The sequence below is a fragment of the Providencia sp. R33 genome (genome assembly GCF_019343475.1).
GTDB lineage: Bacteria > Pseudomonadota > Gammaproteobacteria > Enterobacterales > Enterobacteriaceae > Providencia.
This window is the reverse complement of record NZ_CP072453.1, coordinates 2,007,397-2,033,142: the sequence shown is the minus strand read 5'-3', so window position 1 is coordinate 2,033,142 and position 25,746 is coordinate 2,007,397. Positions and strand designations below refer to the sequence as shown.

Sequence of the window (25,746 nt, the reverse complement as noted above, 5' to 3'; positions counted from 1 at the left end):
TAACCATTACGGACTGAAAAAAGCGTTAAAGGTCAACACTGTTTGGCACAATGACAAGGTCACGAACCGTGACATGTTTTGGGCGAGTTAGCATAAAGAGAACGGCTTCAGCCACTTCAATCGGTTGCATTAAGCTACCATTTGCCAGCGCTTCTTCCATTTTTTCTTTTGGCCAGTCATCCAACAATGCAGTAACCACTGGACCAGGTAAAACGGCACCAACACGGACACCATGTTCTGCAACTTGGCGGCGAGTCGAGTGAACAAAAGCTTGAACTGCAAATTTAGAAGCTGTGTAAATTGGCTCCCAAATAACAGGTACAACGCCTGCGATTGAGCTGGTGAATAAGACATCGCCAGATTTTTGAGCAATAAAGTGAGGTAAAACGGCACGGACACTACGAAAAGCAGCATTAATATTGAGATTTAACACTTTATCCCAAACATCGGGATCGCCTTCCGCCACAGGACCACCAATATAAGCGCCTGCATTTGCATGGAAAATATCTAAACGGCCTGCTTTTTCGAGAATAGCATCTAACATGCCATCGACTTGTTTTGTGTTCATTAAATCAATGACTAGAGGGATCGCATTTTCGCCTAATTCAGCAACAAGTTGATTTAATCTATCTTCAGCACGGTCAATCAGAACCACTTTGACACCTGCTTTGATGAGTGTACGAGCACATTCAAGACCAATACCAGATGCCGCACCTGTAATTGCGGCGACTTTGTTTTCAATGGAAATAGCCATAATGATTTACTCCAATCGGATTTTAGCAAAAAAGAAAGTGAAAAATAATGAAATCAATGAGATGACAATGAGTCACTGAACTCGTTAAGGTGGCTGCATAGGATGGATTGATATTAATTCTTTTTCATTATACCAACTCATGCTTCATCAATTTCAATATTGCTCAATCGATGTAGCAGTATTGCGACTTTTGTACTTTGGTGTCAAGCTAGGAAAAAATGGAGATATGAATCTGTGACAAAGATCAGACAAAATAAGAAAACAACGATCTACGACCTTGCGGAGCTGGCTGGTGTTTCAGCGAGTGCGGTGAGTGCGGTTCTTAATGGAAATTGGCAAAAAAGGCGTATTAGTGCGCAATTGGCTGAAAAAGTGATGCGTATTGCGCAGGAGCAAAATTATTCAGTTAACAAACAAGCCAGCTTACTGCGCAGTAATAAATCAAAAATCATTGGTATGTTGGTACCAAAATACGATAACCGTTACTTTGGTTCGATAGTGGAACATTTTGAGGAAATGGCGCGAGAAAGAGGGTTATTTCCGATTATTACCTGTACGCGTCGTGATCCTAAATTGGAGTTAGAAGCGGCGCGTACCATGTTATCTTACCAGGTGGATTGGTTGATTTCGACAGGGGCAACGAACCCAGATAAAATCACTGAGATTTGTCAATCTTCAGGTGTGCCAACATTAAATTTGGATTTGCCTGGTACTTTAGCACCATCTGTAATTTCAGATAATTATCTCGGTGCAAAAAACCTCACACTGCGAATTTTAAACAAAAAGGGGTGTTCTGAAACGTTAAATAATCCGCTAATTTTTATTGGTGGGCGTGAGCACGACCATAATACCCGCGAACGTATACGCGGCTTTATTGATGCGCATAATGAAATGGGCATTACTGTTCCAAATGAAAATATTTTAGCTTGTGGGTATGCTCCTGAAAAAGCGGAAAAAGCCTTGTCTACTTTTGTTAAAAAGCACCGTGGAAACTTACAAAAAATAGCCCAAGGAGGTCTGTTTATTAACTCCACTATTTCATTAGAAGGGGTGATGCGTTGGTTAGGGGAGCAAGGTTGTACAGGTGAAAATCAACCTAACTTAGGGTGTTTTGACTGGGATCCGTTTGTGGCACTATTAGGTAATGAGATTGAAATGGTGAAGCAAGATGTGCCAACAATGCTCAACCATATTTTCAAGCTGATTGATGAGGGGGATAATCAACCGCAATTAATCGAGGTATCACCTGTTGGAATAAGATAAAATGCAGGATATAAATGAAGTGCTGCCTGTAGAAAAACAGGCAACACGAAATGTTGAGGGTTATTTATTTAAGGTTTCAACCAATAACTGATGACGTTGATTATAAAATTTAATGTAAGTCATATAGCCTGCTAATATTGTCGAAAGACTGGCAGTGGCTAATAACATAAAAGTCACCATAATTTGGTATTTTACGGCCTGTAATGGGTCGACCCCCGCAAAAATTAACCCCGACATCATCCCTGGTAAGCTGACAATACCCACCGTTTTAGCGGAATCAACAGTAGGGATTAACGAGGCGCGAATACTTTCCCGAATGATTGATGCAGAAGCCACTTTAGGCGTAGCTCCAAGGCTTAACATCTCTTGAATTTGCTGCTGCTGGCTGGCAAATCGTTGCCCCAAATTATTAAAACATAACCCGACAGCTATCATTGCATTTCCCGCAATCATCCCCGTAATCGGTATGACTTGCATTGGGGTAAACGCAATGGCTTTGGTGAGAATTAAGACGAGTAGCGTGAGAAAGGTGCCTGACGTAATCGCAATAAAAGCAGTGAGATAGATTTTATCTAAATATTTACTTCTTTTCTTGGCATTCCACGCAGCATTGACACAAATAAAGAGTACTAAAGCCACAGTGAGAACCGCATGATCAACATTAAAAATATATTTTAAGATATAGCCAGCTATCAATAATTGAATAATGGCACGGCAGGTACTCCAAATAATATCTTTTTCTAAAGACAGCTTTTCTTTATGACTAATAAAAATCGCCACTAAGACTAACATGATAGAAAACGTAAGAGACTCATTGGAAATGGCAGGTTGATGCACGATAGTATCCTATTGTTTAGCCAGATGAACGGGAAGGGTGATGATTTCATTTGCATGGGCAATTTCATCTTGGTCATGAGTCACCCATAAAACCCCAATACCTTTTTCTATCGCCAGTTTATGAATTAATTCATTCACTTTGACTTTATTTTCTTCATCTAGGGCGCTCGTGATTTCATCTAGCAGTAAAATTTCGGGTAGGAACTGTAAATTTCGAATTAATGAAATGCGCTGTTTTTCGCCTCCCGAAAGCTCGTTAATTCCTTTCTCAAGAATAGTTTCAGGCAATGAAAAATGCTGCAAGTCACTGATAATTTTTGTTTTATCAAAAGGTTGTTTTCTGATTTGGTAAGGGAAAACTAAGTTGTCGTAAACTGTAGCCCCGAATAATGCGGGGGTTTGAGTACAATATGACACTTGCTGACGGTAGGTCTCAGGAGAGAGATTATTAATGTCTCGCCCGTTAAAAATAATACTCCCTTGGGTTGGGGAAATCAGTGATGCCACAATCTTTAATAAAGTACTTTTTCCACAACCGGATGGCCCTGTAATGAGTTTAAATTCGCTGGCATGTAGGTTAATCTGCACATTATCAAGAATCGTTTTCTCATCAATCGAATAGCCAATATCCTTTAGTTGCAGTAGTGAACGGTTTTTTTCCATTTTTCCATGACCTATGTAATCAATTCACGTTATTAACGCGAATGAGAGCTATTTCTCTATTTTATCTGATATCAGGCTATTGGCTTTGTTTGATATCAATTTAGATATAACTAATAGTATGCGCTAGTTATTGTGAAATTTACACTGCATTATGTAAAGTCGGATTATCTAAGGCTAGCTAGAATACGATTATTGTGTGTATGTGGTGTTATTTTAAACAATAAAAGAGATTGGATGACTTTAGAATAGATAATGAATATAGACAAATAATCAAATTTAATTTTATTTTGAACATATGTTCTTATGGTTTTCTATTATTATATAAATAATGGGATGTGGCGCTTTATTTTAAATTATGGATGTAGATATTATATTTAAATAATATTATCTTAATTAAATAACTAAACATTCATAGGTTATTAAGGGGTTGGATGAACCCAATATCTATATCTCCCAATGTTAAATATCACCTCATGATATTAAGGAATCAAAATGGCAAAATTTAATGGTTTTAATACCCAATTTTCTCTTGATGGTAAAGTTGCATTAATCACAGGGGGTGCTGCAGGTATTGGTTTAGCAATTGCACAACTCTATGTGGAAAAAGGCGCCAAGGTTGCTTTGGTTGATAAGTCTGAGAACGTCATTGATGTTGCTAACGGAATGAAAAATACCATTGGTATTCAATGTGATATTACAAAGAAGGATTCTGTATTGCAAATGGTTGAGCAAGTGGTAAATCATTACGGTGCATTGGATATTGCAGTCAATAGTGCGGGGATTGTTGCATTGGCACCCGCAGAGCATTTAAGTGAGCAGGACTGGGATTTGACCATGAATGTCAATCTTAAAGGTACATTCCTTGTGTGCCAAGCAGCAGGTAATATCATGATTAAACAAGGAAAAGGTAAGGTAATTAATATGGCATCACAGGCCGGAGTTATTGCATTGGATCAACATGCTGCTTATTGTGCAAGCAAGGCCGCGATTATTGGTTTAACCCAGGTTTTGGCATTAGAGTGGAGCCCTAAGGGCATTCAAACCAATGCGATATCACCGACTATCGTTCTCACTGAGCTGGGCAAAAAAGCATGGGAAGGGCCAAAAGGCGATGAAATGAAAGAGAAAATCCCAGCAAGGCGTTTTGCGGAACCGTCAGAAATTGCTGCCTGCGCGCTCTTTTTAGCTAGTGATGCTTCCGATATGATCACGGGACATAATTTAGTGATTGATGGCGGATATAGTATTCAGTAATTAAATGCAATAAGCGGATAAAATAGATTATTCGCTTATTTATGATAAGAAAAAATAAGCCAAATAATGATTTTATTATTTGGCTTGTAATATAAATTACAAAGTAGGATAACAGATTTAAATAACTTCGCTATTGGTTACGCTTTGGGCTGTAATAATGATAACGATTGCTGAATAAGTTTCTCCACCGTAAAACCAAAATAATCAAATAATTGTTCAGCGGGGGCAGATTCACCAAAACTATTCATTCCCATAACTAACCCATCAAGCCCTACATATTTTCTCCAGTAATCACTGATACTGGCTTCGATAGCAATTCGGTTGCGAACATGATTGGGCAATACACATTGTTGGTAGTCAGTGGACTGCTTATCAAAGGTGTCCGTTGATGGCATGGAAATAACATTGACTTTAAAGCCTTGGTTGGTGAGATATTGCCATGCTTCAACGGCTAAAGTGACTTCGGAACCCGTTGCAATCAGCAATAATTCAGGGGTTTGGCTATTACTGCGTAATATATAACCCCCTCGTTGGATATTGGCTAGCTGTTCAGCGGTACGGGAGTGTTGCTGTAGATTTTGCCGTGATAGGATCAGCGCTGTTGGTGTTTGTTGGTTGGTGATGGCTTGTTGCCAAGCAACCGCCGTTTCCACTTGGCAACACGGACGCCAGACGGACAGGTTCGGTGTTGCACGCAAAGAAACAAGTTGTTCTACTGGTTGATGTGTTGGCCCATCTTCCCCTAACCCAATGGAGTCATGCGTATAAACAAGTACTTGGGGTAATTTCATCAGTGCTGCCATGCGCACAGCATTTTGTGCATATTCGCAGAACATCAAAAAGGTTGCGGTATAAGGGCGAAAACCACCGTGTAAGGTAATACCGTTGGCAATGGCGGTCATGCCAAACTCCCTAACACCGTAATGAATATAGTTACCTGCAGGTTGTTCATTGATTGGGACGGAACCAGACCAATAGGTGAGGTTGCTGGGTGCTAAATCTGCGGAACCGCCAATTAATTCAGGTAAAACAGGACCAATTACATTGAGGGTGTTTTGTGATGCTTTGCGGGTGGCGATTGTTTCAGGGTTATCATTCAACTTTTGAATGTAATCTGTCATCACAGAAGCAAATGAACTTGGCGTTTGGTTAGATAACCGCGCAGTGAGTTGTTCAGCAAGTTCTGGGTATTGCTTTGTATACTCTCTAATCGCTTGTTCCCACTGTAATTGCTGTTGCGAGCCACGGGCGATGGCGTTCCATGGTTCATAAATTTCTTCAGGTATTTCAAATGGTGGGTATTTCCAGCCTAGTTGCTGGCGTGTTAACGCAATTTCTTCCGTACCAAGTGGCGCGCCGTGTGAATTTGCAGTTCCGGCTTTATTTGGTGAACCATAACCGATGGTGGTGCGGCAAATAATCAGTGTCGGTTTATCCGTTTGTTGGCGAGCTTGCTCAATAGCCGCTTTGATGGCGGGCCTTGAATGGCCATCAATGCGGCGAATAACATGCCAGCCATATGCTTCAAAACGTTCGGCAGTGTTATCCGTAAACCAACCTTTAGTATTTCCATCAATGGATATTTGGTTGTCATCATAAAAAGCGATGAGTTTATTCAGCTTTAATGTGCCCGCAAGAGAGCACACTTCGTGGGAGATCCCCTCCATTAAGCAGCCATCCCCGAGAAAAACATAGGTGAAGTGGTCAATAACAGGGAATCCAGAACGGTTAAATGTCGCGCCAAGAGTTTTTTCTGCAATTGCCATGCCGACTGCGTTGGCTATGCCTTGGCCAAGGGGGCCTGTCGTTGTTTCCACTCCAGGGGTATAACCTAATTCAGGGTGCCCAGGCGTTTTTGAATGCAATTGCCTAAATTGCTTTAAATCGTCAATGGAAACATCGTAGCCCGTTAAGTGTAATAAACTATAGAGCAGCATTGAGGCATGACCGTTTGAAAGGACAAAGCGGTCACGGTTTGGCCAAGTCGGGTCGGCAGGGTTATGTTGTAAGTAGTCTCGCCAAAGCACTTCAGCGATATCCGCCATACCCATTGGCGCACCTGGGTGGCCAGAGTTGGCTTTTTGCACTGCATCTATAGAAAGAAAACGGATGGCGTTCGCTAACGGGTTTTGTGCCTGTGTGTACATAAAAACACTCCTAGAAAACTGTCTACGTGAAACTAACGTTTCCCATTTTCATATTCACTAATGCGAGCGACTTTTGGCGCTGAACGTCCACCTTCATAATGGGAAGCCAGCCAAGTATCGACGATAGCTTTTGCAAGTTCAGAGCCAATGACACGCGCACCAAAGGTAATAATTTGCGCATCGTTACTTTTTTGTGCGCGTTCCGCTGAATAGGTATCGTGGCAGAGTGCGGCACGAATCCCCGCAACTTTGTTGGCAACGATAGACATTCCAATACCTGTCCCACAAATTAATATCCCACGTTGATGTTTTCCTTGTGCAATAGCGGTGGCGACGGCATGGGCAACATCTGGGTACATTTCATCCTTAACCCCTGTATTTAAACAATAGTCGGTGACTTGAATATTCAGCGCTGCGAGATGTTGTTTGATCAAATCTTTCATTTCAAATGCGGCGTCGTCTGCACCAATGGCAATAGATAGCATGATTGAGATCCTTATGGTTGAACAAAAGTTCATTGTTGATTCAAATGTACTATTTAGAAAATAGGATTTTATGAACAAATAATCAATAGGTGAACATATGTTTTTAATTTGGATAAGCAAAATTTTGTGATCTATGGCCTTAAAATCAATTTTTTTTGCTAAAAAAGCGCAATGTCACCATTTTATACCGATTTTATATGAATATTTGCTCTGAATCACACTTTGAGAATCTGGTGATGTGCATAGGTGATTAAAAGAAGGTATGGTTAATTTGTATCTTCATTGAACTTATGTTCATTTAACAAACCGCCGAGGGTAAGACTATGTGTGAACACTGTGATCAAAAAGCCACGATGAGCGAAGGCATTCCAGAAAAAATGAAAGCGGTAGTGGCTTATGCACCGAAAGATTACCGTTTAGAAACTGTCGATGTTCCAAAAATTGGTGAAGAAGAAATTTTAGTTCGCGTCGAAGCTTGCGGGATTTGCGCAGGTGATGTGAAAGCGTTTGAAGGCGCGCCAAGCTTTTGGGGGGATGCTGAGCAACCTGCCTATATTAAAGCGCCAATGATCCCAGGGCACGAATTTATCGGCCACGTTGTTGGGTTTGGCTCAAAAGTAGAGGGGTTCGCATTAGGTGACCGCGTGATTTCCGAGCAAATAGTTCCTTGCTGGGAATGTCGTTTCTGTAAACGCGGTGAATATTGGATGTGTGAAAAACACGACCTGTATGGTTTCCAAAATAACGTTAATGGCGGTATGGCTCAGTACATGAAGTTTACGAAAGAAGCCATCAACTACCATGTCCCTGTGGATATGCCGATTGAAGACGCGATTTTGATTGAACCGTATGCCTGCTCATTACACGCCGTGCAACGTGCGAATGTGAAACTGGGCGATGTGGTTGTGCTCTCGGGCGCAGGAACGCTAGGTTTAGGCATGATTGGCGCAATCAAAAAATCGGGCGCGGGCAAATTAGTAGTATTGGATTTATTCGATAAACGTTTAGAACTCGCTAAAGAATTTGGCGCAGATATGGTACTGAATCCAAAACGTGATGATGTGGACAAAATCATCAAAGGGATGACGGAGGGGTATGGTTGCGACATTTACATTGAAGCAACAGGTGCACCGAAATCCGTTGAGCAAGGGCTAAAAATGATCCGTAAGCTCGGCACATTTGTTGAATTCTCTGTCTTTAAAGACCCTGTAACTGTCGATTGGAGCATTATCAGCGACCGTAAAGAGCTGGATTTATTAGGTTCTCACTTAGGCCCATATTGCTACCCATTGGTTATCGAGGGTATCGGCAATGGTGATTTCCCAACCAAAGGTGTGGTAACGGATATTTTACCATTGGATAAATTTGCAGAAGGTTTTTCCATGATGGCGAAGGGCGACCCGCATATCAAGGTGGTCTTAGACCCGAACCTGTAATGCTGTAGTGGGTTCACAAGCAAATAAAACAATAATGAGAAAAATTGGACCTGAATAAATGTCACCCTACCAAGGCTTGTTATTCAGGTCCTAACCCAGCGAACAAGCACTGAGGTTAACGATATGATAATCAATAAACTGTCTAAAGTAACGGGATTTTCGCCAAAGTTGCTCCTTGGCTATTTTGGTGTCCTTATCTTCATGATGGGGGAAGGGCTCGAACAAGGGTGGCTTTCACCTTTTATTATTAGCCGCGGAATGAGTATTGAACAATCTTCATTACTGTTCAGCGTATATGGCTTTTTTGCCGCGGTTGCGGCGTGGTTGTCTGGCGTTTTAGCGGAAATTTATACCGCTCGCCGAGTGATGATTTTCGGGTTTGTGATGTTTGTGATTGGCTCCGTCATTTTCTTATCCATTGGCCTGCCAAGTAACAGCTTATCCATCATGATACCTACCTATGCATTACGTGGATTTGGCTATCCCATGTTTGCCTACGGTTTCTTAGTTTGGGTAGCGTATGAAGCGCCCATTAAAAAATTGGGTTCCGCCGTGGGGATCTTCTGGTTCGTCTACAGTGGCGGGCTAGGTGTGTTGGGGGTGATGTACTCAAGTTATGCCTTACCAATTTTAGGTGAGATGGCAACGCTATGGAGTGGGCTGATTTTTGTCACCATCGGGGCGTTTATTGCGATTGCCCTTAACCGAAGCCATGAGGGCGGCGAACAACCAAAACAAAAAGTATCGCTTAACTATGTGTTTAAAGGGATCACCATTGCATTTGAAAACCCAAAAATTGGTTTAGGGGGAATAGTTAGAACCATAAATACATCAGCGGCTTATGGTTTTGTGATCTTCATGCCAATGTTTCTCGGTGACTTTGGCTTTTCCCGCACAGAATGGTTACATATCTATGCTGCACTTTGGACCGTGAATATTGCCTTTAACTTGATTTTTGGTGTGGTGAGCGACCGCATTGGTTGGCGCAATATTGTCATTTGGTTCGGATGTGTCGGTTGTATGCTTTGTACTCTAATGTTCTATTACGTGCCGTATTACTTCGGCCATAACTATACCCTGATGATGATAGCGGCAGGGTTATTTGGGGCGTGCCTTGCCGGTTACGTACCGCTCTCTGCCATCATGCCATCACTCGCACCTGAAAATAAAGGCGCTGCCATGTCCGTACTGAATTTAGGTGCGGGGCTAAGTACCTTTGTTGGGCCAGCACTGGTTGGGATTTTTATTAGCAGTGTTGGGGCGTTTGGTGTGATTTGGATTTTCTCAGGGCTTTATTTGTTCAGTGCGATATTGATGAGGTTTATCACGGTACCGCAAGAACTTCTTGATCAGTCAGCAAAAATGCAGCTAACACCAGAAAATAAGTAAAAGAGGGAATTATGAACAGAATCATTAATGAACCTGACCTAGTTGTTGAAGACGCTATCCAAGGCTATTTAAAAGCGCACCCAGAATATTTTGCGCAAACCGATAATGCCCGCGTATTGAAATACCCGAAAGCGCCAATCCAAGGGAAAGTGGGGATTGTCACGGGGGGAGGGTCAGGTCATGAGCCCGCATTTTTAGGCTATGTGGGAGAAAACATGTTAGATGCGGTGGCTATCGGTGAAATTTTCTCCTCACCAACCGCAGGGGCTTTTTTAGATGCGTTCAAAGCCGCTGACAGTGGTGCTGGTGTTGCCTGTTTATACGGTAACTATGCTGGCGACAACATGAACGTGAAAATGGCAATGAAAAAAGCCGAAAAAGCGGGCATGAAGATTAAAACTGTCGTAGCGACTGACGATGTTGCTTCTGCACCAGCGAGTGAGAAAGAAAAACGCCGCGGTGTCGCCGGTGAAATTTTAATGTGGAAGGTTGGCTCGGCAGCAGCCAGTAAAGGCTATGACCTAGATGGTGTGATTAATGCGGCACAAAAAGCTATTAATAACTGCCACTCCATTGGTGTTGGATTAACATCTTGCACAATTCCTGCGGTGGGTCACCCGAATTTCCATATCGAAGATGGCATGATGGAGCTTGGTATCGGTCACCATGGTGAGCCGGGCATTGAAATTATGCCAATCCAATCAGCGGCGCAAATGGCGCAAACAATGTTAACGCCAATTTTAACCGATATGCAGGCAAAACAAGGGGATGAAGTTGTCGTGCTGGTTTCTGGCTTGGGTGCGACCCCAGTGATGGAACTGTATATTTATTATGCTGAAGTTGAAAAATTATTGAGTGAGAAAGGTGTTCGCATCGTGCGTAACTATGTGGGCAATTATTTTACCTCACTCGAAATGATGGGTGTCACACTGACACTAATGAAAGTAGATGAAGAATTAAAGACGTTAATGGATGTCCCTGCGTATTCATTAGGTTTAACACAGGTTAAGTAAAGGAGCCCATTATGCAAGTTATCTCGACGGAACGTGGCAATGAAATGACACTGGACTTAGTCCATATCATTGTGTCTAACCGCGAATATCTCAGTGAAATCGACGGTGCAATTGGGGATGGTGACCACGGCATTAATATGGCGAAAGGTTTTAACCTATGCGCCAAAGCGATTGAAGGGCGCGAATTATCACTCAGTGAAGGCTTTGAAGAGATTTCCGATGCGTTAATGGAAGGCATTGGCGGTTCGATGGGGCCGCTGTACGGCAGCTTCTTTATGGGGATGTCTGACAGTATTTCAGGCAAAAACGAGCTTTCACAGCACGATTTTCTGGCGATGCTACAAAACGGTTTATCAGAGTTGCAAGACATTAGTAGCGCGAAGGTCGGTGATAAATGCTTGATGGATACATTGATCCCTGCGATTAATGCTTTTGAATCTGCAACCAATGCAGGCAAGGATTTCAAGCAAGCGTTAGATGCAATGCAAGCTGCGGCCATCGCGGGGCGCGATTCAACCTTAGATTTAGTGGCAAAAATTGGCCGTGCCAGTCGCTTGGGCGAACGTTCTCGCGGGGTATTGGATGCAGGGGCAACGTCTTGCTGCTTATTACTCTGCCAACTTGCACAAAGTGTTGAAAAACATGGCGCTGTAGCCAACGCATAGCCGTTTATTTTAGTTTTTTAGTGGATATAGAGCCGAAAACATCGCTTTATATCCACTGTCTTTGACAACTCGCTTATTAATTGCCACTAGAAACGCTATACTAAAACCTTATTATCCTTGTCGCGATTAACACCAATTGAGAGGAAATCACTACCTTATGGATAGATCACAAACATCTTCCGACATCGAGCTACTGACTGAAATTGCGATTGCGTATTATCGCGATGAAATTACGCAGGAAGAGATCGCCAATAAGTTTGGGATATCGCGAATTAAGGTTGGGCGCTTATTAAAACGCGCAAAAGAAGAGGGGATAGTTGAAATTAACGTTCGCTATCACCCGATTTTTAGTACCCAACTCGAACAGCAATTACTTTCTCGGTTTCCGATTTCCCGTGCATTAATTGCATTGGATCACCCTGATGAAGAATCGCAGCGTAATCAGGTAGGTACGTTGGTTGCTAATTATTTATCAACCACACTGCGGGACAATATGATTGTCACCGTAGGGCAAGGGCGTAATGTTGCTGTTGTTGCCGATAGTGGTGGAGCTGTGCCTGAAAAAGATTGCCGGTTTATTTGTGGCATTGGCGGAACGCATCGTCCCGGTGATTCGATAAACGCTGACCATATCAGCCGTCGCCTTGCGAAAAAATTTGGCGGAACAAGTGAAACACTGTATGCCCCAGCTTATGTGGAAAATAACGAACTTAAACAAGCTTTTATGAAGAACGGTACCATAAAAGAGACACTAGACCGTGCCCGTAAAGCGGATATTGCCTTGATTGGTATTGGTGATATGAATGAGGACAGTTATATGGTCAAACTGGGCTGGTTTACACCCCGTGAAATCGTGGATGCCAGTTTAAACCAAGGCGTTATTGGCGATATCGCAGGGTATGACTTTTTCAATGCACAAGGGCAGCATGTGGATACTGTTATGAATGACCGAGTGATCGGCTTGAGTATTGATGAGCTGAGAAAAATTCCGTGTGTGATTGCGATTGCTTCTGAATCCTCCAAGGCAATGGCGATTATGGGCGCATTGCGCACCGGGGCGATTGATATCATCGCAACTAGTGCGAGTAATGTGCGGACGATATTAAAAATGTCCCAATAGCTTGTCATCCCCGTCATATTTCAAACCGCAGCGTTGTTGTCTGCACTCAGTTACCTTAGTCACATACTTGTGTATGCTCCTAAGGGTACCTTCGTTTGACGCCTAGCTGCAATTTGAACTATTTAGGGGATGGATCTCGCATGTTATAAAATAGGTTTACATCTCCTAATGAGTTGCCTTATTATTTTAAGGTGATTATTTAGGGAGATGGCATTCCTCCTGCTGTTAAGAAACCGCCCTGTTGGGCTAATGATGCCTACGTTAACCTGTTCATTCGACGGGGTACGTAGGTTTATGTGCCCTGAATTTAGGGCATAAATGACCGATACTCGCCATACTTTAAGTTACTTCGCTTGTCGCCTACATGTAACTCGAATTATTTAGAGTATAATAGGGAGACTTTCCGTTCATTTATCCCGCCTAACGTTTTATGGGAAGTTTCTATGTACGCCTCTTTATTTGCAATTGCGATTGGTTCTGTTCTCGGTGGTTGGCTGAGATGGTTTGTTAGCCTGAAAATGAATCACCTCTATCCGAATATTCCCCTTGGTACTGTTGCGGTTAACCTTGTTGGTGGCTTTGTCATTGGCTTTGCCATTTCCTACTTTGCCAGCGCTAACATCAGCCCTGCGTATAAGTTATTTATTGTGACGGGTTTTTGCGGTGCTTTTACCACCTTTTCGACTTTCTCATTAGAAGTGTTAGTGCTCATCCAAGAAGGGAAATTGGGCTTTGCGATTAGCACTATTGCTATCCACGTGATTGGCGCATTGATCTTTACCTTACTCGGTATGCTCTGTCATAACTGGCTGGCACAGGGGTAAGTTTGAGTAATAAAATATCCAAGCGACATTATTGCCGCTTGGATATTGGGGTTAATTATTCGCTAATAATTGTTGAGCAGTGGCTTCATCGGTGACTAAACCCGTTACCCAACCGCCGTTGAGTACGGCTTGAATTGCCTGAGTTTTATGCGCTCCCCCTGCAAATGCAATCACAGGGTGATTTGGTGGGGAAAATAGCGGCACACTCGTGTGGGTTTCATCTAAGCTGGTGGCTAAGCGTTCACCGTTGGCTTTAATAAAGTGGCCGAGGAGCTCTCCTGCGACACCTTTATCCAGCAGCATTTCAAGTTGCTCATCGGTGACAAACCCTTCTGAATTTAATGGGCAATTTTTTCCCACTTCGCCAATCCCAATAAAGGTGATATCGGCATTTAAACCTTTTTCAGTGACCTCTTTATAGACGCGGTGTTGACACCACATGGCTTTGTCTTCAGGGCTATCCGCGTACAATGGTGCGGGGAGGATATAATGGCGACATTGCAGTTTTTCTGCAAAACGTAAGGGGATATCATAGCGTGTCGCAGAGCTATCACGGGCAATTGCACCAATTAATGAGACACATTGGTGCTGCGGCATCTCAAGGTAAGGCAGTGCATCAATAATACTGCGTAATGTTCTTCCTGAACCGATACCTATAACTTGGGGTTTATCCTGCTCAATTAGCTGTTCCATCAATTCTGCGCCCGCAACGGCGATCATATCCAGCGTGGCATTCGTATCAAGCTGCCCCGAAGGCACAACATAACAATGGGTGAGATTGTATTTTTGCTGTATCTCGTTGGCGAGTCGCAAGCACTCAGTGACCGGGTGGGTGATTTGTACATGCACCATACCTCGCTCTTTGGCTAAAGAGATCAATCGCTGAGCGACTTGGCGTGATAGCCCTAATTCCTGCGCAATTTCTTGCTGCGTTTTACCTGCCACAAAATACAGCCACGCGGCTCTCGCGGCTTGTTCCATTTTTTTTAATTCTTTCTGCATGGACGGTCTCCTGCCTTTTTCCATCATTGTAATTCTGGGCAATTGCTTATTAAAAGGGCAAAAGTCATTACTGTGACCATTATCGCAGTAATTCTTGTTCGATTGAAACTAAAATATAACAAACGGGCATATGCCCATGAAAATGGCAAATATTTATTTTAAGTTAAGGAGTCACAATGCTAAAGCAGAAATCCGTATGGATGCACATTGGTGCAGGGTCGTTCCATCGTGCTCATCAAGCTTGGTATTTACACCGTTTAATTGCGCAGGGGGATGACAGTTGGTCTATTGCGCTCGGTAATATTCGCAATGATGCGAATGCATTGCTTGATAACTTAGCGAAGCAAAATGGCGAATATACCCTTGAAACGGTTTCGCCAGAAGGTGAGCGTCACTACGAAAAAATCACGTCAGTGCGCAAAATCTTGCACTGGGATGAAAATTTAAGCCAACTTGTTGAACAAGGCCGTGATAAAGCCACTCGCGTAATTGCTTTTACCGTCACTGAGGCAGGCTATTATCTGACACCTCAACATGAGCTAGATACCCAACAACCAGATATCAAAGCGGATTTATCTGGGAAAATGACCACAATTTACGGTGCATTGACTGAAATCTTACGTGCGCGACTTGCTGCCCATGGTGAACCAGTCACCTTATTAAACTGTGATAACTTGCGTCATAACGGCGAACGTTTTCGCCATGGTTTCTTATCGTTTTTACAATTAAAAGGCGAAGATGAGCTATACCAATGGGTGAAAGACCATACTCGCTCACCAAATACCATGGTGGATAGAATAACGCCTCGTCCAACTCCTGATGTAGCAGAACGCGTGAAAGAACACACTGGCTGGGACGATAAAGCACCTGTAATGGGGGAAGCTTTCATTCAATGGGTTATTGAAGATGATTTCATTAATGGACGCCCTGCATTAGAAAATGTCGATGTTGAGATGGTGGAGTCGGTACTGCCGTGGGAAGAAGCCAAAATTCGTATCCTGAATGCAAGTCACAGTTGTATTGCTTGGGCAGGGACGTTAATCGGCTTGAGTTTTATCGACGACAGCACGCGAGAATTGCCAATCAAACAAATGGCGTGGAATTACGTCACACAAGATGTGATCCCCTCGTTATCACCAAGCCCGCTGGATTTAGAACAGTACCGCGATGTGGTACTCGATCGTTTTAGCAATCCTTACATTAAAGATACCAATCAACGTGTTGCGGCTGATGGTTTATCAAAAATCCCTGGGTTCATTACACCGACACTGCAAGAATGTTACCAGCGTAATCAAGCGCCAGCGGCAACGGCGGTATTGCCCGCGCTCTTTTTTGTTTACTTGCAACGCTGGGCAAAAGGTGAGCTACCTTATGAATACCAAGATGGTGTATTAGATGGCGAATATTATCAAAAAATGATGAATTCCGCGGATGCATTAACACAATTTGTCTCGAGCGAGATGTTATTTGGCTCCCTTGCGCATTCACCTGAATTTCATGAACTTATGAGCAAAACCGTTGCCAGTATCGAAACTTGGCTGAAATCACCGCAGCAATCGCTGTAAGGAGAAAGGCAATGTACCTTGGAATTGACCTTGGCACTTCTGAGCTAAAGGCTGTTTTGATTGACAGGCAAGGGGAAATTGTTGCGTCCAGCCATATGGCACTAACGGTACAGCGACCACACCCTCAGTGGGCTGAGCAATCCCCAGATAGCTGGTGGGAAGCCACAAATGCAGTAGTCGCAACCTTAAAACAAAAAGCGCCAGAAGCGTGGGCCGCAGTCAAAGGGATTGGCCTATCAGGGCAAATGCACGGCGCTGTTTTATTGGATAAGCAAAACAAGGTGCTGCGTGATTGCATTTTGTGGAATGACACTCGTAGCGCTAAAGAGTGCGAATGGCTGATGGAGCAGTACCCAGAATTCCTGACCGTTGGGGCAAACTTGGTGATGCCTGGTTTTACGGCGCCGAAACTCTTGTGGGTTGCGCAACATGAGCCACAGATTTTCCGCGAAATTGGCAAAGTATTGTTACCGAAAGACTACTTGCGTTGGAAGATGACAGGTCAATTTGTCAGTGAAATGTCAGATGCGTCTGGCACACTGTGGCTTGATGTCGCTAAACGTGATTGGTCTGATGAATTATTAGCAGCCACAAATTTAACTCGTGAACAAATGCCACTTTTAGTAGAGGGCGCTGAAAAAAGTGGTGTGTTGCGTGCTGATTTAGCCTCTCATTGGGGGCTGAGTGCAGACGTGATTATTGCCGGTGGCGGTGGTGATAATGCGGCTTCTGCGGTAGGTGTCGGAGCCATTAATGAAGGCGATGCACTGATTTCCCTTGGTACTTCAGGGGTGATTTTTGTGGTGAATAACCAGCTACAAGCGGACCCTCAACATGGTGTTCACGCCTTTGCCCATGCCTTGCCAAACCGTTGGCACCAAATGAGCGTGATGCTGAGTGCGGCAAACTGTTTGCGCTGGGTTTGCCAGCTATTGTCAACGACAGAAAACCAACTGATGGACGAAGTAGGTCAATTAACGGATGAGCAGAAAAAACGCGCGCCGATATTTTTACCTTATCTTTCAGGGGAAAGAACACCACACAATGACCCTTATGCGACAGGTTCCTTTTTTGCGCTGCGCAATGAAACAACCCGAGCGGAGCTGGGTTACGCAGTGATTGAAGGTGTTACTTTTGCTTTAGCAGATGGTATGAATGTGCTACAGCAAACGGGCACAATAATGCCACGCTGTAGCCTCACGGGGGGCGGTGCTCGCAGCCCAATTTGGGCGCAATTAATTGCCGATGTGATTAATGTGCCTATCGTCACACACCCAGCAAGTTCTTCAGGAGCATTAGGTGCGGCACGCCTTGCATGGCTTGCCGATGGAGGCGAAGTGGATAAGGTATGTCAAAAACCAGACATTCTTAACACCTATTTGCCTCAAGTGATTAATCAACAAGTTCTCAATCAACGGCTTGATGTATTCCGTTTATTGTACCAGCAACAAAAACAAGCAAGAGAGCTTATGCCGTAATCGGCCGAAAAGGAGGTATTCCCTACCTACCTCCTTTACCGTTCTTTCTTCGCAACTGATTAAAATAACAACATAAAATGAGGAAACTGCAATGGAACAACAGCAGTATTGGCTTGGTTTACCTAAGCATTTGTTCTGGGGTTTTATCGCTATCGCTATTTTTATGAGCGGTGATGGCTTTGAAATGGCTTTTTTATCGAAACATATTACTGACTTAGGTTTTACACCAACACAGTCCGCAATGGTATTCACAGTTTATGGCTTGATGGCTGCGGTGGCAGCTTGGGCGTCGGGTGTGGTTGCTGAAATTATCACACCTTTAAAAGCCATGATGATCGGCTTTGTTTTATGGATTGTCATGCACGCATTATTTATGGCTTTCGGATTAGGCATGAAAAGCTACAGTATGATGTTGCTGTTTTATGGTATTCGTGGGCTAGCTTATCCGTTGTTTATTTATTCCTTTATGATGATGTTGGTACAGGTTATTCCCCGTGCTCACCTTGCGGCGGCTACAGGCTGGTTCTGGGCGATGTATTCGGTGGGAATTGGTGTCATCGGCAGCTATTTGCCAAGTTTCTCAATCCCAATGATGGGGGAAACAGGCACACTCTGGATGGCAATCGGCTGGGTCGCCATCGGCGGTATGATTGCTTACTTTAGTTTGCGTAATATTCCTGTTGACCGCTCGAAAGTTGATTTGCCAATGAAAGACAAAATGGCGGAGTTATCCCGTGCGGCGACAATTCTGTTTACTAATAAAGATATCTTTATGGCGAGCTTGATCCGCATTATCAATACTATTTCGTTATTTGGTTTTGCGATTATCATGCCATTGCTATTTGTTGACCGCTTAGGCTTTACTATTTCTGAGTGGCTACAAATTTGGGCGGTGTTCTTCTTTGTGACCATTTTTACCAATATCTTTTGGGGCATTGTTGGGGAACACATTGGTTGGATCCGCCAAGTCAGATGGTTTGGTTGTTTGGGGATGGCAGTTTCTAGCCTACTGTTTTACTACTTACCGGTTTATTTCGGGCATAATTTTGCGATTGCCCTGATCCCTGCCATTTTACTGGGTATTTTTGTTGCGGCCTTTGTACCAATGACGGCGGTATTCCCAAGTATTGAGCCACACCATAAAGGTGCCGCAGTTTCGATTTACAACTTATCTGCAGGTTTAAGTAACTTTGCTGCTCCAGCGATTGCCAGCTTGGTGCTGCCTTTCTTCGATATTGTCGGGGTTGTGTGGGCATACACTGGGTTGTATATCTTTGCAGGAATTCTGACGTTCTTTATAAAAGTTCCTCAACCTGGCTTTGAAAATAACCGCAAAATTAAACCAACTAAGGTAATTGCACAGCAGCAAACCAATAACTAAAGCTATTTTTGTATCAAACCCATAAATCGTGATTTATGGGTTTTTTATTTTACTGTCAATAATTCTATACAAGGATAAAGGGCTATCCACCTTTATTCATCTGAATTGTAGGTAAATTAGTCAATAATAAAATTAAGTAGAATATTTTATTTAAATATAAATATTAGTCATATTTATCAGGTATTTCTGCTGTAACTTGCGTGAATTATTGAAATTTGTTTGCTTAGCGATAGAATATAATTTTAGAGATTAAAAAATAAGCTAAAGTGAATTTGATTATTAATTAAGTTTATAATGACATTATCTATCGTTTAATTGATTTATTAATAAACGAATACTGATGTTTAAATGCTTTTCGGTGTAATAATTCACTACTCAATAAATTTACTGCCTGTATTCCTGCCTGATTTAATCCTGTTCAGTTATCTATACATCTGTATTTTCAATGTTATGATGAATTTTGTTGCAATTTTGTATGTTTGCAGCGAAATGCTCTTTATATTGATGATTTATCATCCATAAATAGGCTGTAAATTAGTAATTAACTAATATTAATGGCTTCTAATACTAAAAATATAAGTAAATAAAAAGATATACGCGGGGAAAAAGTTATGTCGCAGATGTTAGCTCTGTTTTTGATAGTCGGAATATTATATATCGGGGATGCGATAGCGGTACGAACCAAAGCATGGATCCCATCCGTCTTTGTGTGTGCGGTATTATTTTTGCTAGGGTATTGGACAATCTTTCCGAAAGATATTGTCAGCATTGCCGGTATTCCACAGGTCGTTGCTGTTTCCCTAATGTATTTATTAATTACCAATATGGGCACCTTGTTGTCCCTGAAAGAATTATTACGTCAATGGAAAACCATCCTTATTTCATTGGCGGGTATTTTAGGCATTATTCTGCTCACCTTTATTATCGGTATAACATTATTTGATATGAATACCGTATTAGTTGCTGTTCCTCCATTAGTGGGCGGGATTGTTTCTTCCTTAATTATGTCAAAAGGCGCTGCGGAAGCAGGGCTGGTCGATCTCTCCGTTTTTGCGATATTAATTTATGTTATGCAAGGGTTTGCGGGTTATCCATTAACGGCAGTGATGCTGAAAAAAGAAGGGCGCCGTGTACTGGAAAAATACCGTAGTGGGCAGTGGGAAGAAACGCTTTCTGTTGAGGGTGCCAAAGAGGTCGAAGTGAAAACTGTGGTATCGGAAGACGAAATGCCGCGTATGTTTAAAAAAATTCCTAGTCACTATAACACGAGCTACTTCAAATTTTTACGTTTGGCGGCAGTAGGGTATTTGGCCTACTTAGCCTCATCTTATGCTGCACCTTACGTGAATATCAGCCCATTTGTTCTGTGCTTATTATTTGGGGTTATTGCATCTTCATTAGGTTTCTTAGAAAGGCAACCTCTGCAAAAAGCCAATGGGTTTGGTTTTGCTATCATGGCATTGATGTTATTTATCTTTGATACCTTAAACCATGCAACACCAGATATGTTATTGCGCCTTGTCTACCCAATGGTAGTGTTAATTAGTGCCGCCGTTATTGGGATGTACCTTGCGTCATGGGTTGTTGGCAAAATGTTGGGTGTCACTAAAGAGATGGCTTTTGCAGTGGCATTAACTGCACTGTATGGCTTCCCAGCGGATTACATCATTACTAACGAAGCGATTAACGCACTAACAAAAGACGAAAAAGAGCGTCAAATTTTAACTAGCCATATGTTAGGGCCAATGTTAGTCGGTGGCTTTATTTCCGTCACCATGGTGTCCGTTGTCTTAGCGGGTATTATGGTCGCTTACATTGTTCCAGTTGCAGGGTAAATAATTATGGAAACAAGTACATCTCGAATTCAACGTCATTTAGAACAGTTGGCAGAGTACACCGCGACGCCAGGCCAAGGCACAACACGTATGAGCTATAGCGAGCAAGATAAACAGGCACGCCAATATTTAAAACAGCAAATGACAGAACTTGGTTTACAGGTTCGTGAAGATGCGATTGGTAATATTTATGGTCGCCTAGAAGGTCAGCAAGCAGATTTGCCCGCGGTGATAGTCGGTTCGCATTTTGATTCAGTACCTCATGGTGGGGCATTTGATGGCCCCGCGGGAATAGTGGCAGGGCTCGATGTAGTTGCGCGTATTCGCGAACAAAACTTAACGCCAAAATACCCACTTGAAGTGATTGCCTTAGTGGAAGAAGAAGGCACCAGTTTTGGTCGTGGTTTGATGGCATCTAGTGTGATCACGGGGTTAATCGGCACGAAAGAGCTCTATCAACTGAAAGATAGGCAAGGTGTTAGCGCCGCAGAACGTATGGCAGCTGCGGGTTTTAATGCAGATAAAGCGGCGGATGCGGTATTAGACCCGAAAAACGTTAAAGCATTTCTTGAGCTGCATATCGAACAGGGCCCTGTGCTTGAGCAGGCTGGCGAAGATGTGGGCATTGTCGAAACCATCGTCGGCATTAGCCAGTTAGAAGTTAAGCTGACAGGCAAAGCGGGCCATGCAGGCACAACGCCGATGGATATGCGTGCGGATGCATTAGTGTGTGCTAGCCTGATTATCAGCCAAATCCCCGCGCTGGCAAAAGCCGCGGGGGACAACACGGTTGCAACGGTTGGGCGGCTTAATGTTCTGCCAAATGGCGCGAATGTTATCCCAAGTGAAGTCATATTTAGCGTCGATATTCGTTCGAAAAATGATGTTGCTTTGCGCAAAGTGATTAAACAAATCATCGAACTGACAGAAAAAACCAGTGAGTCAGCAGGTATTGGTAGCGATATTATTCAGCCGCTTTATGTGCAGCCAACTGAATTGAACAATGAAATTATTAGTACAATGCAACAGCATGCAAATGAGCAAAATTTAAAATTTAGAACCATGGTGAGTGGTGCGGGGCACGACACGATGATTTTTGCGGGGGTAACCCAGACTGGATTGATTTTTGTACCTAGTCGCAATGGGCTTAGCCATCACCCTGATGAATGGACAGATTACGTGCAAATTGCACGTGGCGTTGATGTGATGTTTGCCACCGTGAAGTCACTCATTGAATGTTAATAATCAAGAAAAACACCAAAGTACAGTATTGAAAAGGGTAAAGGTAGAAAAATGATCAGTTCAATTATTACAGCTGCAATCAAAAAACATACACCAGAGATGATTGCTTTTCGTCGTGATCTACACGCTCACCCTGAATTGCCATTTGAAGAAGTGCGTACAACGCAGCGCATCGCTGAAGAACTAGACAAAATAGGCATCGAATATCGCCTGACGGAACCGACGGGGCTAATTGCTGAAATTAAAGGTGGAAAACCGGGCAGAACAGTTGCAGTACGTGCGGATATTGATGCGTTGCCAGTATTGGAACTGAATGATTCTTTAGAATATAAATCAACGATTGAAGGCAAAATGCATGCCTGTGGTCATGATGCCCATACGGCGATGTTATTAACTGCAGCGAAAGCACTGGTTGAGGTCAAAGACCAACTTGCGGGCAATGTCCGTTTGATTTTCCAACCAGCAGAAGAGATTGCACAAGGCGCGCTGGCGATGATCAAGCAAGGTGCCATTGAAAACGTCGATAACGTATTTGGTATGCACATTTGGACAACAACACCTTCAGGGAAAGTGTCTTGCAATGTAGGTGGCAGTTTTGCCTCAGCGGATTTATTAAAAGTCACGTTCAAAGGCCGCGGTGGTCATGGTTCTATGCCAGAAGCCACCATTGATGCAGCGGTTGTTGCATCATCTTTTGTGATGAATTTACAAGCGATTGTTTCCCGCGAAACATCTTCATTAGATTCTGCGGTTGTGACAATTGGTAAAATGGATGTCGGTACGCGTTTTAATGTGATTGCGGAAAATGCAGTATTGGACGGTACGGTACGTTGTTTTGATATTGCGACTCGAGACCGTATTGAAGCTGCAATTCGCCGCTATGCTGAACATACTGCCGCAATTTATGGTGCTACCGCACAGGTCGACTATACCTATGGAACGTTGCCAGTAATTAATGAAGAGCGCAGTGCCTTATTAGCGCAATCCATTATTTCTGAAGCGTTTGGTGAGCAATCATTGATCACTGAAAGGCCAACACCGGGCGGGGAAGATTTTAGTTTTTATATTGAAAATATTCCGGGTTGTTTCGCGTTGTTAGGTACAGGAAATGCAGAAAAAGACACCCAATGGGCGCATCATCACGGTTGTTTTAATATTGATGAAGACACGATGGTCACAGGTGCTGAATTGCACGCACAATATGCATGGGCGTATTTGCAACAAACGGATTTCTAACCGTTAAGTTTTTAGGACTATCTATAGCTAAAGAAGCTTTGAATTAAAATTATATTAGAGTAGTCTTTATTTTAATTTAATCATGAAAATCTAAATTTAGGAGGCTAAGAAAAAATTAGCCCCCTAAACTTTTATTATCAAATTTAATTATGTGATTTATAAAAGGATTATTTTGAAAAATTCTTTTATTGACAAGGCCTTTACTAAGACACTATAAGGAGTTAAAAATGTCTTTTAAACAAGGAAGTATAATTGATGAAAATTTAGTACAAAAAATTCGTGAAACTAAATATGAGTCTAATAAAAAAGAAAGGGATTATTATCGGCGTGAACTAGATAATTTTGATGAAAAATATGGGAATGAGGAACTAATAAAGCTAAAAAATGAATTTGAAGAAATCGACTTAGATGATCCTGCTGTTTACTATGATTATGGCGAAAGGGCGAATAAACCGGTTTATAAATATTTGGAAGATTTATATCCTTATTATGAACGGAAAAAAAACCTAATAGAAAAAATAGCTAAAATAGATAAGAAAATAGCAGAGGGGCATAAAGGAAAAACGTATGATGAATTACTAAAAGAAAGTCTTCAAGAATATTCTATTGAGGTGCGTGATGTTATTTATAATGATTTTTATAAAAGGGATGATAAGGACATTAAAAATGTTAAAAAGGTAAATTACCAACTTGAACTTGATATCTATCATAGTATTTCATTAAATATACCTCAAGATTTTAATTCGTTAAGAGATGCGATGGTTTCATTTCAATTTGGTGATTTTTATACTTTCATAGATGTTAGTGGTGAATGGGAAGCGACAATTAATTATGTTGATAAAAATAAATTGGTGCATCCTATTTATCATTCTGGAAAACACATATTTTATTAATGGTTTTAGCTTTGAAAAATGAGAATAAAAAATAGTGAAATCATTTTGTAACCCTCAATTATAATGTGTATTATTATTTATATAAAGGAATAGATTGAAATGGAAAAAATAACAGACATTTTATCAGATAAAGACATAGAGGGCGCTAAAGAAAATATAGAATCCATCATTTTTCAGTATGTCGGGCTTCTGCCTGATAGCGATATAATCGAAAGTATTGATGAATCATTGTTTGGTTACTCAGCGGAAAATAAAAAGATAGTCTTAAAAGACATTGTGTTCTATCAGAACAAAATAAAAGAAAATGCTATTTTCGAGTATATATATGATAGATCCTATATAAAACATGTTGATGAGCTAAAATATAAACTTGAACACTTTGATTACGATAATGCTAATTTATATTATGATGCTACATCTAAGGCAGAAATGCCATTTTACCGATTATTAGAAGAACTGCAATTCCATCAGATATTAAATAAAGACTTCGATGTTGCTCAAAAGACGTATAATCAACAGCTTCATTTTATTTTGAATGAATATATGATAAAAGAAGAGTGTATTTCCAAGCAGAATGAAGAAGAAATCAGATTTGTTTTTGAACAATATGAAAGTGTTCTGGATTCTATTTATGAAAAATATGAAAATGAATTAAATCCAATTTATGAAAAGTACGAAAAAGAGTACGTGACGATTTCAACATATAGTGATGAAATTTTTAATTCTTTTTTTGAACGACGTGAAAATGAATTGGAACCGATTTATAGTCGGCGTAAAAATGAATTAAATTCTATATTTGGACAGTATGATGAAAAAGTGTTTTCTATTAATTTACAGTATGATGAAAAGCGTAACGCAGTTATTGAAAAAAAGGAAAAAGCATTAAATTCTCTTTTTGAACAGTATGAATTAGTATTAAAACCGATTTTAGAACAGAGTAATAAAGGATGTGACTCGTTCGTTAAGTCGAGAGAAAAAGAGCGTAATCTCGTCACAATGCTTGACGAAAAACGAGCAGAACTAGAGCCAGGCTTTCAACCTGAAAATAAACGTCAATCTGAAGAAAATGACCAATTTTTTGATTCTATACTCGAAAATATGAATAGATTCCTACAAGAAGAAACTATGGCGGTCATGACATACAGTGGAACTTGGACAAGTGAAACTTGTGTGTTTAAAGGCGGCGTAGGAACATGTACGGAAAAATCAGGCCAATTTTAGCCGTGGCTACGTATGTATTTTATAATTTGTTCACATCCTATTT

At 41.8% G+C, this 25,746-nt stretch carries 22 protein-coding genes and 1 riboswitch; of the genes, 16 read left to right on the top strand and 6 right to left on the bottom strand.

The genetic code is table 11. The features are described from left to right. Positions 1 to 25 precede the first annotated feature (25 nt). Positions 26 to 754, bottom strand: coding sequence for an SDR family oxidoreductase (locus tag J6836_RS09585; protein ID WP_219248831.1), 729 nt, complete (start codon positions 752 to 754; stop codon positions 26 to 28). A 234-nt stretch (positions 755 to 988) separates the two neighbouring features. Between J6836_RS09585 and J6836_RS09580 the strand changes: the two genes are divergently transcribed. After that, positions 989 to 2,017, top strand: a complete 1,029-nt coding sequence (locus tag J6836_RS09580) for a LacI family DNA-binding transcriptional regulator (RefSeq protein ID WP_219248829.1) — start codon at positions 989 to 991, stop codon at positions 2,015 to 2,017. Between the two features lie 60 nt (positions 2,018 to 2,077). Here J6836_RS09580 and fetB read toward each other — a convergent pair whose 3' ends face one another. Together fetB and fetA are read right to left on the bottom strand one after the other, a co-directional pair. Continuing rightward, the gene (gene fetB, locus J6836_RS09575; RefSeq protein ID WP_442959475.1) at positions 2,078 to 2,809 is read right to left on the bottom strand and encodes an iron efflux ABC transporter permease subunit FetB; all 732 of its coding nucleotides are present in this window, start codon (positions 2,807 to 2,809) and stop codon (positions 2,078 to 2,080) included. Between the two features lie 54 nt (positions 2,810 to 2,863). Further along, positions 2,864 to 3,517 carry an iron efflux ABC transporter ATP-binding subunit FetA gene (gene fetA, locus J6836_RS09570; protein WP_219248825.1) on the bottom strand — a complete coding sequence of 218 codons (654 nt, stop codon included), beginning with the start codon at positions 3,515 to 3,517 and terminating at the stop codon, positions 2,864 to 2,866. 492 nt (positions 3,518 to 4,009) lie between these two features. Here fetA and J6836_RS09565 point away from each other — a divergent pair, with 492 nt between their 5' ends. Then, on the top strand, positions 4,010 to 4,771 hold the full coding sequence (locus J6836_RS09565) for an SDR family oxidoreductase (protein ID WP_219248823.1): 762 nt from the start codon (positions 4,010 to 4,012) through the stop codon (positions 4,769 to 4,771). A 137-nt stretch (positions 4,772 to 4,908) separates the two neighbouring features. On the opposite strand, the gene tkt is transcribed toward J6836_RS09565, so the two are convergent. Both tkt and rpiB read right to left on the bottom strand, forming a co-directional pair. Further along, on the bottom strand, positions 4,909 to 6,918 hold the full coding sequence (tkt, locus tag J6836_RS09560) for a transketolase (protein ID WP_219248821.1): 2,010 nt from the start codon (positions 6,916 to 6,918) through the stop codon (positions 4,909 to 4,911). Between the two features lie 32 nt (positions 6,919 to 6,950). Beyond that, on the bottom strand, positions 6,951 to 7,403 hold the full coding sequence (gene rpiB, locus J6836_RS09555) for a ribose 5-phosphate isomerase B (protein ID WP_219248819.1): 453 nt from the start codon (positions 7,401 to 7,403) through the stop codon (positions 6,951 to 6,953). A 323-nt stretch (positions 7,404 to 7,726) separates the two neighbouring features. On the opposite strand from rpiB, the gene J6836_RS09550 reads away from it, so the two are divergent. From J6836_RS09550 to crcB, 6 genes are all read left to right on the top strand, one after another. Then, on the top strand, positions 7,727 to 8,839 hold the full coding sequence (locus J6836_RS09550; protein ID WP_273804641.1) for an MDR/zinc-dependent alcohol dehydrogenase-like family protein: 1,113 nt from the start codon (positions 7,727 to 7,729) through the stop codon (positions 8,837 to 8,839). A gap of 123 nt (positions 8,840 to 8,962) precedes the next feature. Next, a complete protein-coding gene (locus J6836_RS09545) occupies positions 8,963 to 10,228 on the top strand; it encodes an MFS transporter (protein ID WP_219248816.1) in 1,266 nt (421 codons plus the stop codon). Positions 10,229 to 10,239: 11 nt separating this feature from the next. Further along, positions 10,240 to 11,241 (top strand): dihydroxyacetone kinase subunit DhaK, encoded by a 1,002-nt coding sequence (locus J6836_RS09540; protein ID WP_219248814.1) that lies wholly within the window; start codon positions 10,240 to 10,242, stop codon positions 11,239 to 11,241. A gap of 11 nt (positions 11,242 to 11,252) precedes the next feature. After that, the gene (dhaL, locus tag J6836_RS09535; RefSeq protein ID WP_219248812.1) at positions 11,253 to 11,906 is read left to right on the top strand and encodes a dihydroxyacetone kinase subunit DhaL; all 654 of its coding nucleotides are present in this window, start codon (positions 11,253 to 11,255) and stop codon (positions 11,904 to 11,906) included. Positions 11,907 to 12,063: 157 nt separating this feature from the next. Beyond that, positions 12,064 to 13,026, top strand: coding sequence for a sugar-binding transcriptional regulator (locus tag J6836_RS09530; protein ID WP_219248810.1), 963 nt, complete (start codon positions 12,064 to 12,066; stop codon positions 13,024 to 13,026). Between the two features lie 194 nt (positions 13,027 to 13,220). After that, positions 13,221 to 13,292, top strand: a riboswitch (Fluoride riboswitch). A 177-nt stretch (positions 13,293 to 13,469) separates the two neighbouring features. After that, on the top strand, positions 13,470 to 13,850 hold the full coding sequence (gene crcB / locus J6836_RS09525; RefSeq protein ID WP_206083973.1) for a fluoride efflux transporter CrcB: 381 nt from the start codon (positions 13,470 to 13,472) through the stop codon (positions 13,848 to 13,850). 51 nt (positions 13,851 to 13,901) lie between these two features. Here the strand turns inward: crcB and J6836_RS09520 are convergent, their stop codons facing one another. Continuing rightward, on the bottom strand, positions 13,902 to 14,852 hold the full coding sequence (locus tag J6836_RS09520) for a sugar-binding transcriptional regulator (RefSeq protein ID WP_219248807.1): 951 nt from the start codon (positions 14,850 to 14,852) through the stop codon (positions 13,902 to 13,904). 176 nt (positions 14,853 to 15,028) lie between these two features. Here J6836_RS09520 and dalD point away from each other — a divergent pair, with 176 nt between their 5' ends. From dalD to J6836_RS09480, 8 genes are all read left to right on the top strand, one after another. Further along, positions 15,029 to 16,417 (top strand): D-arabinitol 4-dehydrogenase, encoded by a 1,389-nt coding sequence (dalD, locus tag J6836_RS09515; protein ID WP_219248805.1) that lies wholly within the window; start codon positions 15,029 to 15,031, stop codon positions 16,415 to 16,417. Between the two features lie 11 nt (positions 16,418 to 16,428). Then, positions 16,429 to 17,895, top strand: a complete 1,467-nt coding sequence (gene xylB / locus J6836_RS09510) for a xylulokinase (protein WP_219248802.1) — start codon at positions 16,429 to 16,431, stop codon at positions 17,893 to 17,895. Between the two features lie 91 nt (positions 17,896 to 17,986). After that, positions 17,987 to 19,276, top strand: a complete 1,290-nt coding sequence (locus J6836_RS09505; RefSeq protein WP_219248800.1) for an MFS transporter — start codon at positions 17,987 to 17,989, stop codon at positions 19,274 to 19,276. Positions 19,277 to 19,887: 611 nt separating this feature from the next. After that, entirely contained in the window at positions 19,888 to 21,111 is a 1,224-nt protein-coding gene (locus J6836_RS09500) for a hypothetical protein (RefSeq protein WP_219248798.1), read from the top strand. 6 nt (positions 21,112 to 21,117) lie between these two features. After that, the gene (locus tag J6836_RS09495) at positions 21,118 to 22,353 is read left to right on the top strand and encodes a Zn-dependent hydrolase (protein WP_219248796.1); all 1,236 of its coding nucleotides are present in this window, start codon (positions 21,118 to 21,120) and stop codon (positions 22,351 to 22,353) included. Between the two features lie 51 nt (positions 22,354 to 22,404). Next, positions 22,405 to 23,589: an amidohydrolase gene (locus tag J6836_RS09490; protein ID WP_219248794.1), complete on the top strand. Its 1,185-nt coding sequence runs from the start codon at positions 22,405 to 22,407 to the stop codon at positions 23,587 to 23,589. A gap of 227 nt (positions 23,590 to 23,816) precedes the next feature. Beyond that, positions 23,817 to 24,482, top strand: a complete 666-nt coding sequence (locus tag J6836_RS09485; RefSeq protein WP_219248792.1) for a hypothetical protein — start codon at positions 23,817 to 23,819, stop codon at positions 24,480 to 24,482. Between the two features lie 99 nt (positions 24,483 to 24,581). Further along, complete coding sequence (locus J6836_RS09480) at positions 24,582 to 25,703, top strand: hypothetical protein (protein WP_219248790.1); 1,122 nt, start codon at positions 24,582 to 24,584, stop codon at positions 25,701 to 25,703. Positions 25,704 to 25,746 lie beyond the last annotated feature (43 nt).

Coding starts and splice junctions, on each gene's coding strand:
- J6836_RS09585 (WP_219248831.1), bottom strand. CDS start 754: ATGGCTATTTCCATTGAAAACAAAGTCGCCGCAATTACAGGTGCGGCA.
- fetB (WP_442959475.1), bottom strand. CDS start 2,809: ATGTTAGTCTTAGTGGCGATTTTTATTAGTCATAAAGAAAAGCTGTCT.
- fetA (WP_219248825.1), bottom strand. CDS start 3,517: ATGGAAAAAAACCGTTCACTACTGCAACTAAAGGATATTGGCTATTCG.
- J6836_RS09565 (WP_219248823.1), top strand. CDS start 4,010: ATGGCAAAATTTAATGGTTTTAATACCCAATTTTCTCTTGATGGTAAA.
- tkt (WP_219248821.1), bottom strand. CDS start 6,918: ATGTACACACAGGCACAAAACCCGTTAGCGAACGCCATCCGTTTTCTT.
- rpiB (WP_219248819.1), bottom strand. CDS start 7,403: ATGCTATCTATTGCCATTGGTGCAGACGACGCCGCATTTGAAATGAAA.
- J6836_RS09550 (WP_273804641.1), top strand. CDS start 7,727: ATGTGTGAACACTGTGATCAAAAAGCCACGATGAGCGAAGGCATTCCA.
- J6836_RS09545 (WP_219248816.1), top strand. CDS start 8,963: ATGATAATCAATAAACTGTCTAAAGTAACGGGATTTTCGCCAAAGTTG.
- J6836_RS09540 (WP_219248814.1), top strand. CDS start 10,240: ATGAACAGAATCATTAATGAACCTGACCTAGTTGTTGAAGACGCTATC.
- dhaL (WP_219248812.1), top strand. CDS start 11,253: ATGCAAGTTATCTCGACGGAACGTGGCAATGAAATGACACTGGACTTA.
- J6836_RS09530 (WP_219248810.1), top strand. CDS start 12,064: ATGGATAGATCACAAACATCTTCCGACATCGAGCTACTGACTGAAATT.
- crcB (WP_206083973.1), top strand. CDS start 13,470: ATGTACGCCTCTTTATTTGCAATTGCGATTGGTTCTGTTCTCGGTGGT.
- J6836_RS09520 (WP_219248807.1), bottom strand. CDS start 14,852: ATGCAGAAAGAATTAAAAAAAATGGAACAAGCCGCGAGAGCCGCGTGG.
- dalD (WP_219248805.1), top strand. CDS start 15,029: ATGCTAAAGCAGAAATCCGTATGGATGCACATTGGTGCAGGGTCGTTC.
- xylB (WP_219248802.1), top strand. CDS start 16,429: ATGTACCTTGGAATTGACCTTGGCACTTCTGAGCTAAAGGCTGTTTTG.
- J6836_RS09505 (WP_219248800.1), top strand. CDS start 17,987: ATGGAACAACAGCAGTATTGGCTTGGTTTACCTAAGCATTTGTTCTGG.
- J6836_RS09500 (WP_219248798.1), top strand. CDS start 19,888: ATGTCGCAGATGTTAGCTCTGTTTTTGATAGTCGGAATATTATATATC.
- J6836_RS09495 (WP_219248796.1), top strand. CDS start 21,118: ATGGAAACAAGTACATCTCGAATTCAACGTCATTTAGAACAGTTGGCA.
- J6836_RS09490 (WP_219248794.1), top strand. CDS start 22,405: ATGATCAGTTCAATTATTACAGCTGCAATCAAAAAACATACACCAGAG.
- J6836_RS09485 (WP_219248792.1), top strand. CDS start 23,817: ATGTCTTTTAAACAAGGAAGTATAATTGATGAAAATTTAGTACAAAAA.
- J6836_RS09480 (WP_219248790.1), top strand. CDS start 24,582: ATGGAAAAAATAACAGACATTTTATCAGATAAAGACATAGAGGGCGCT.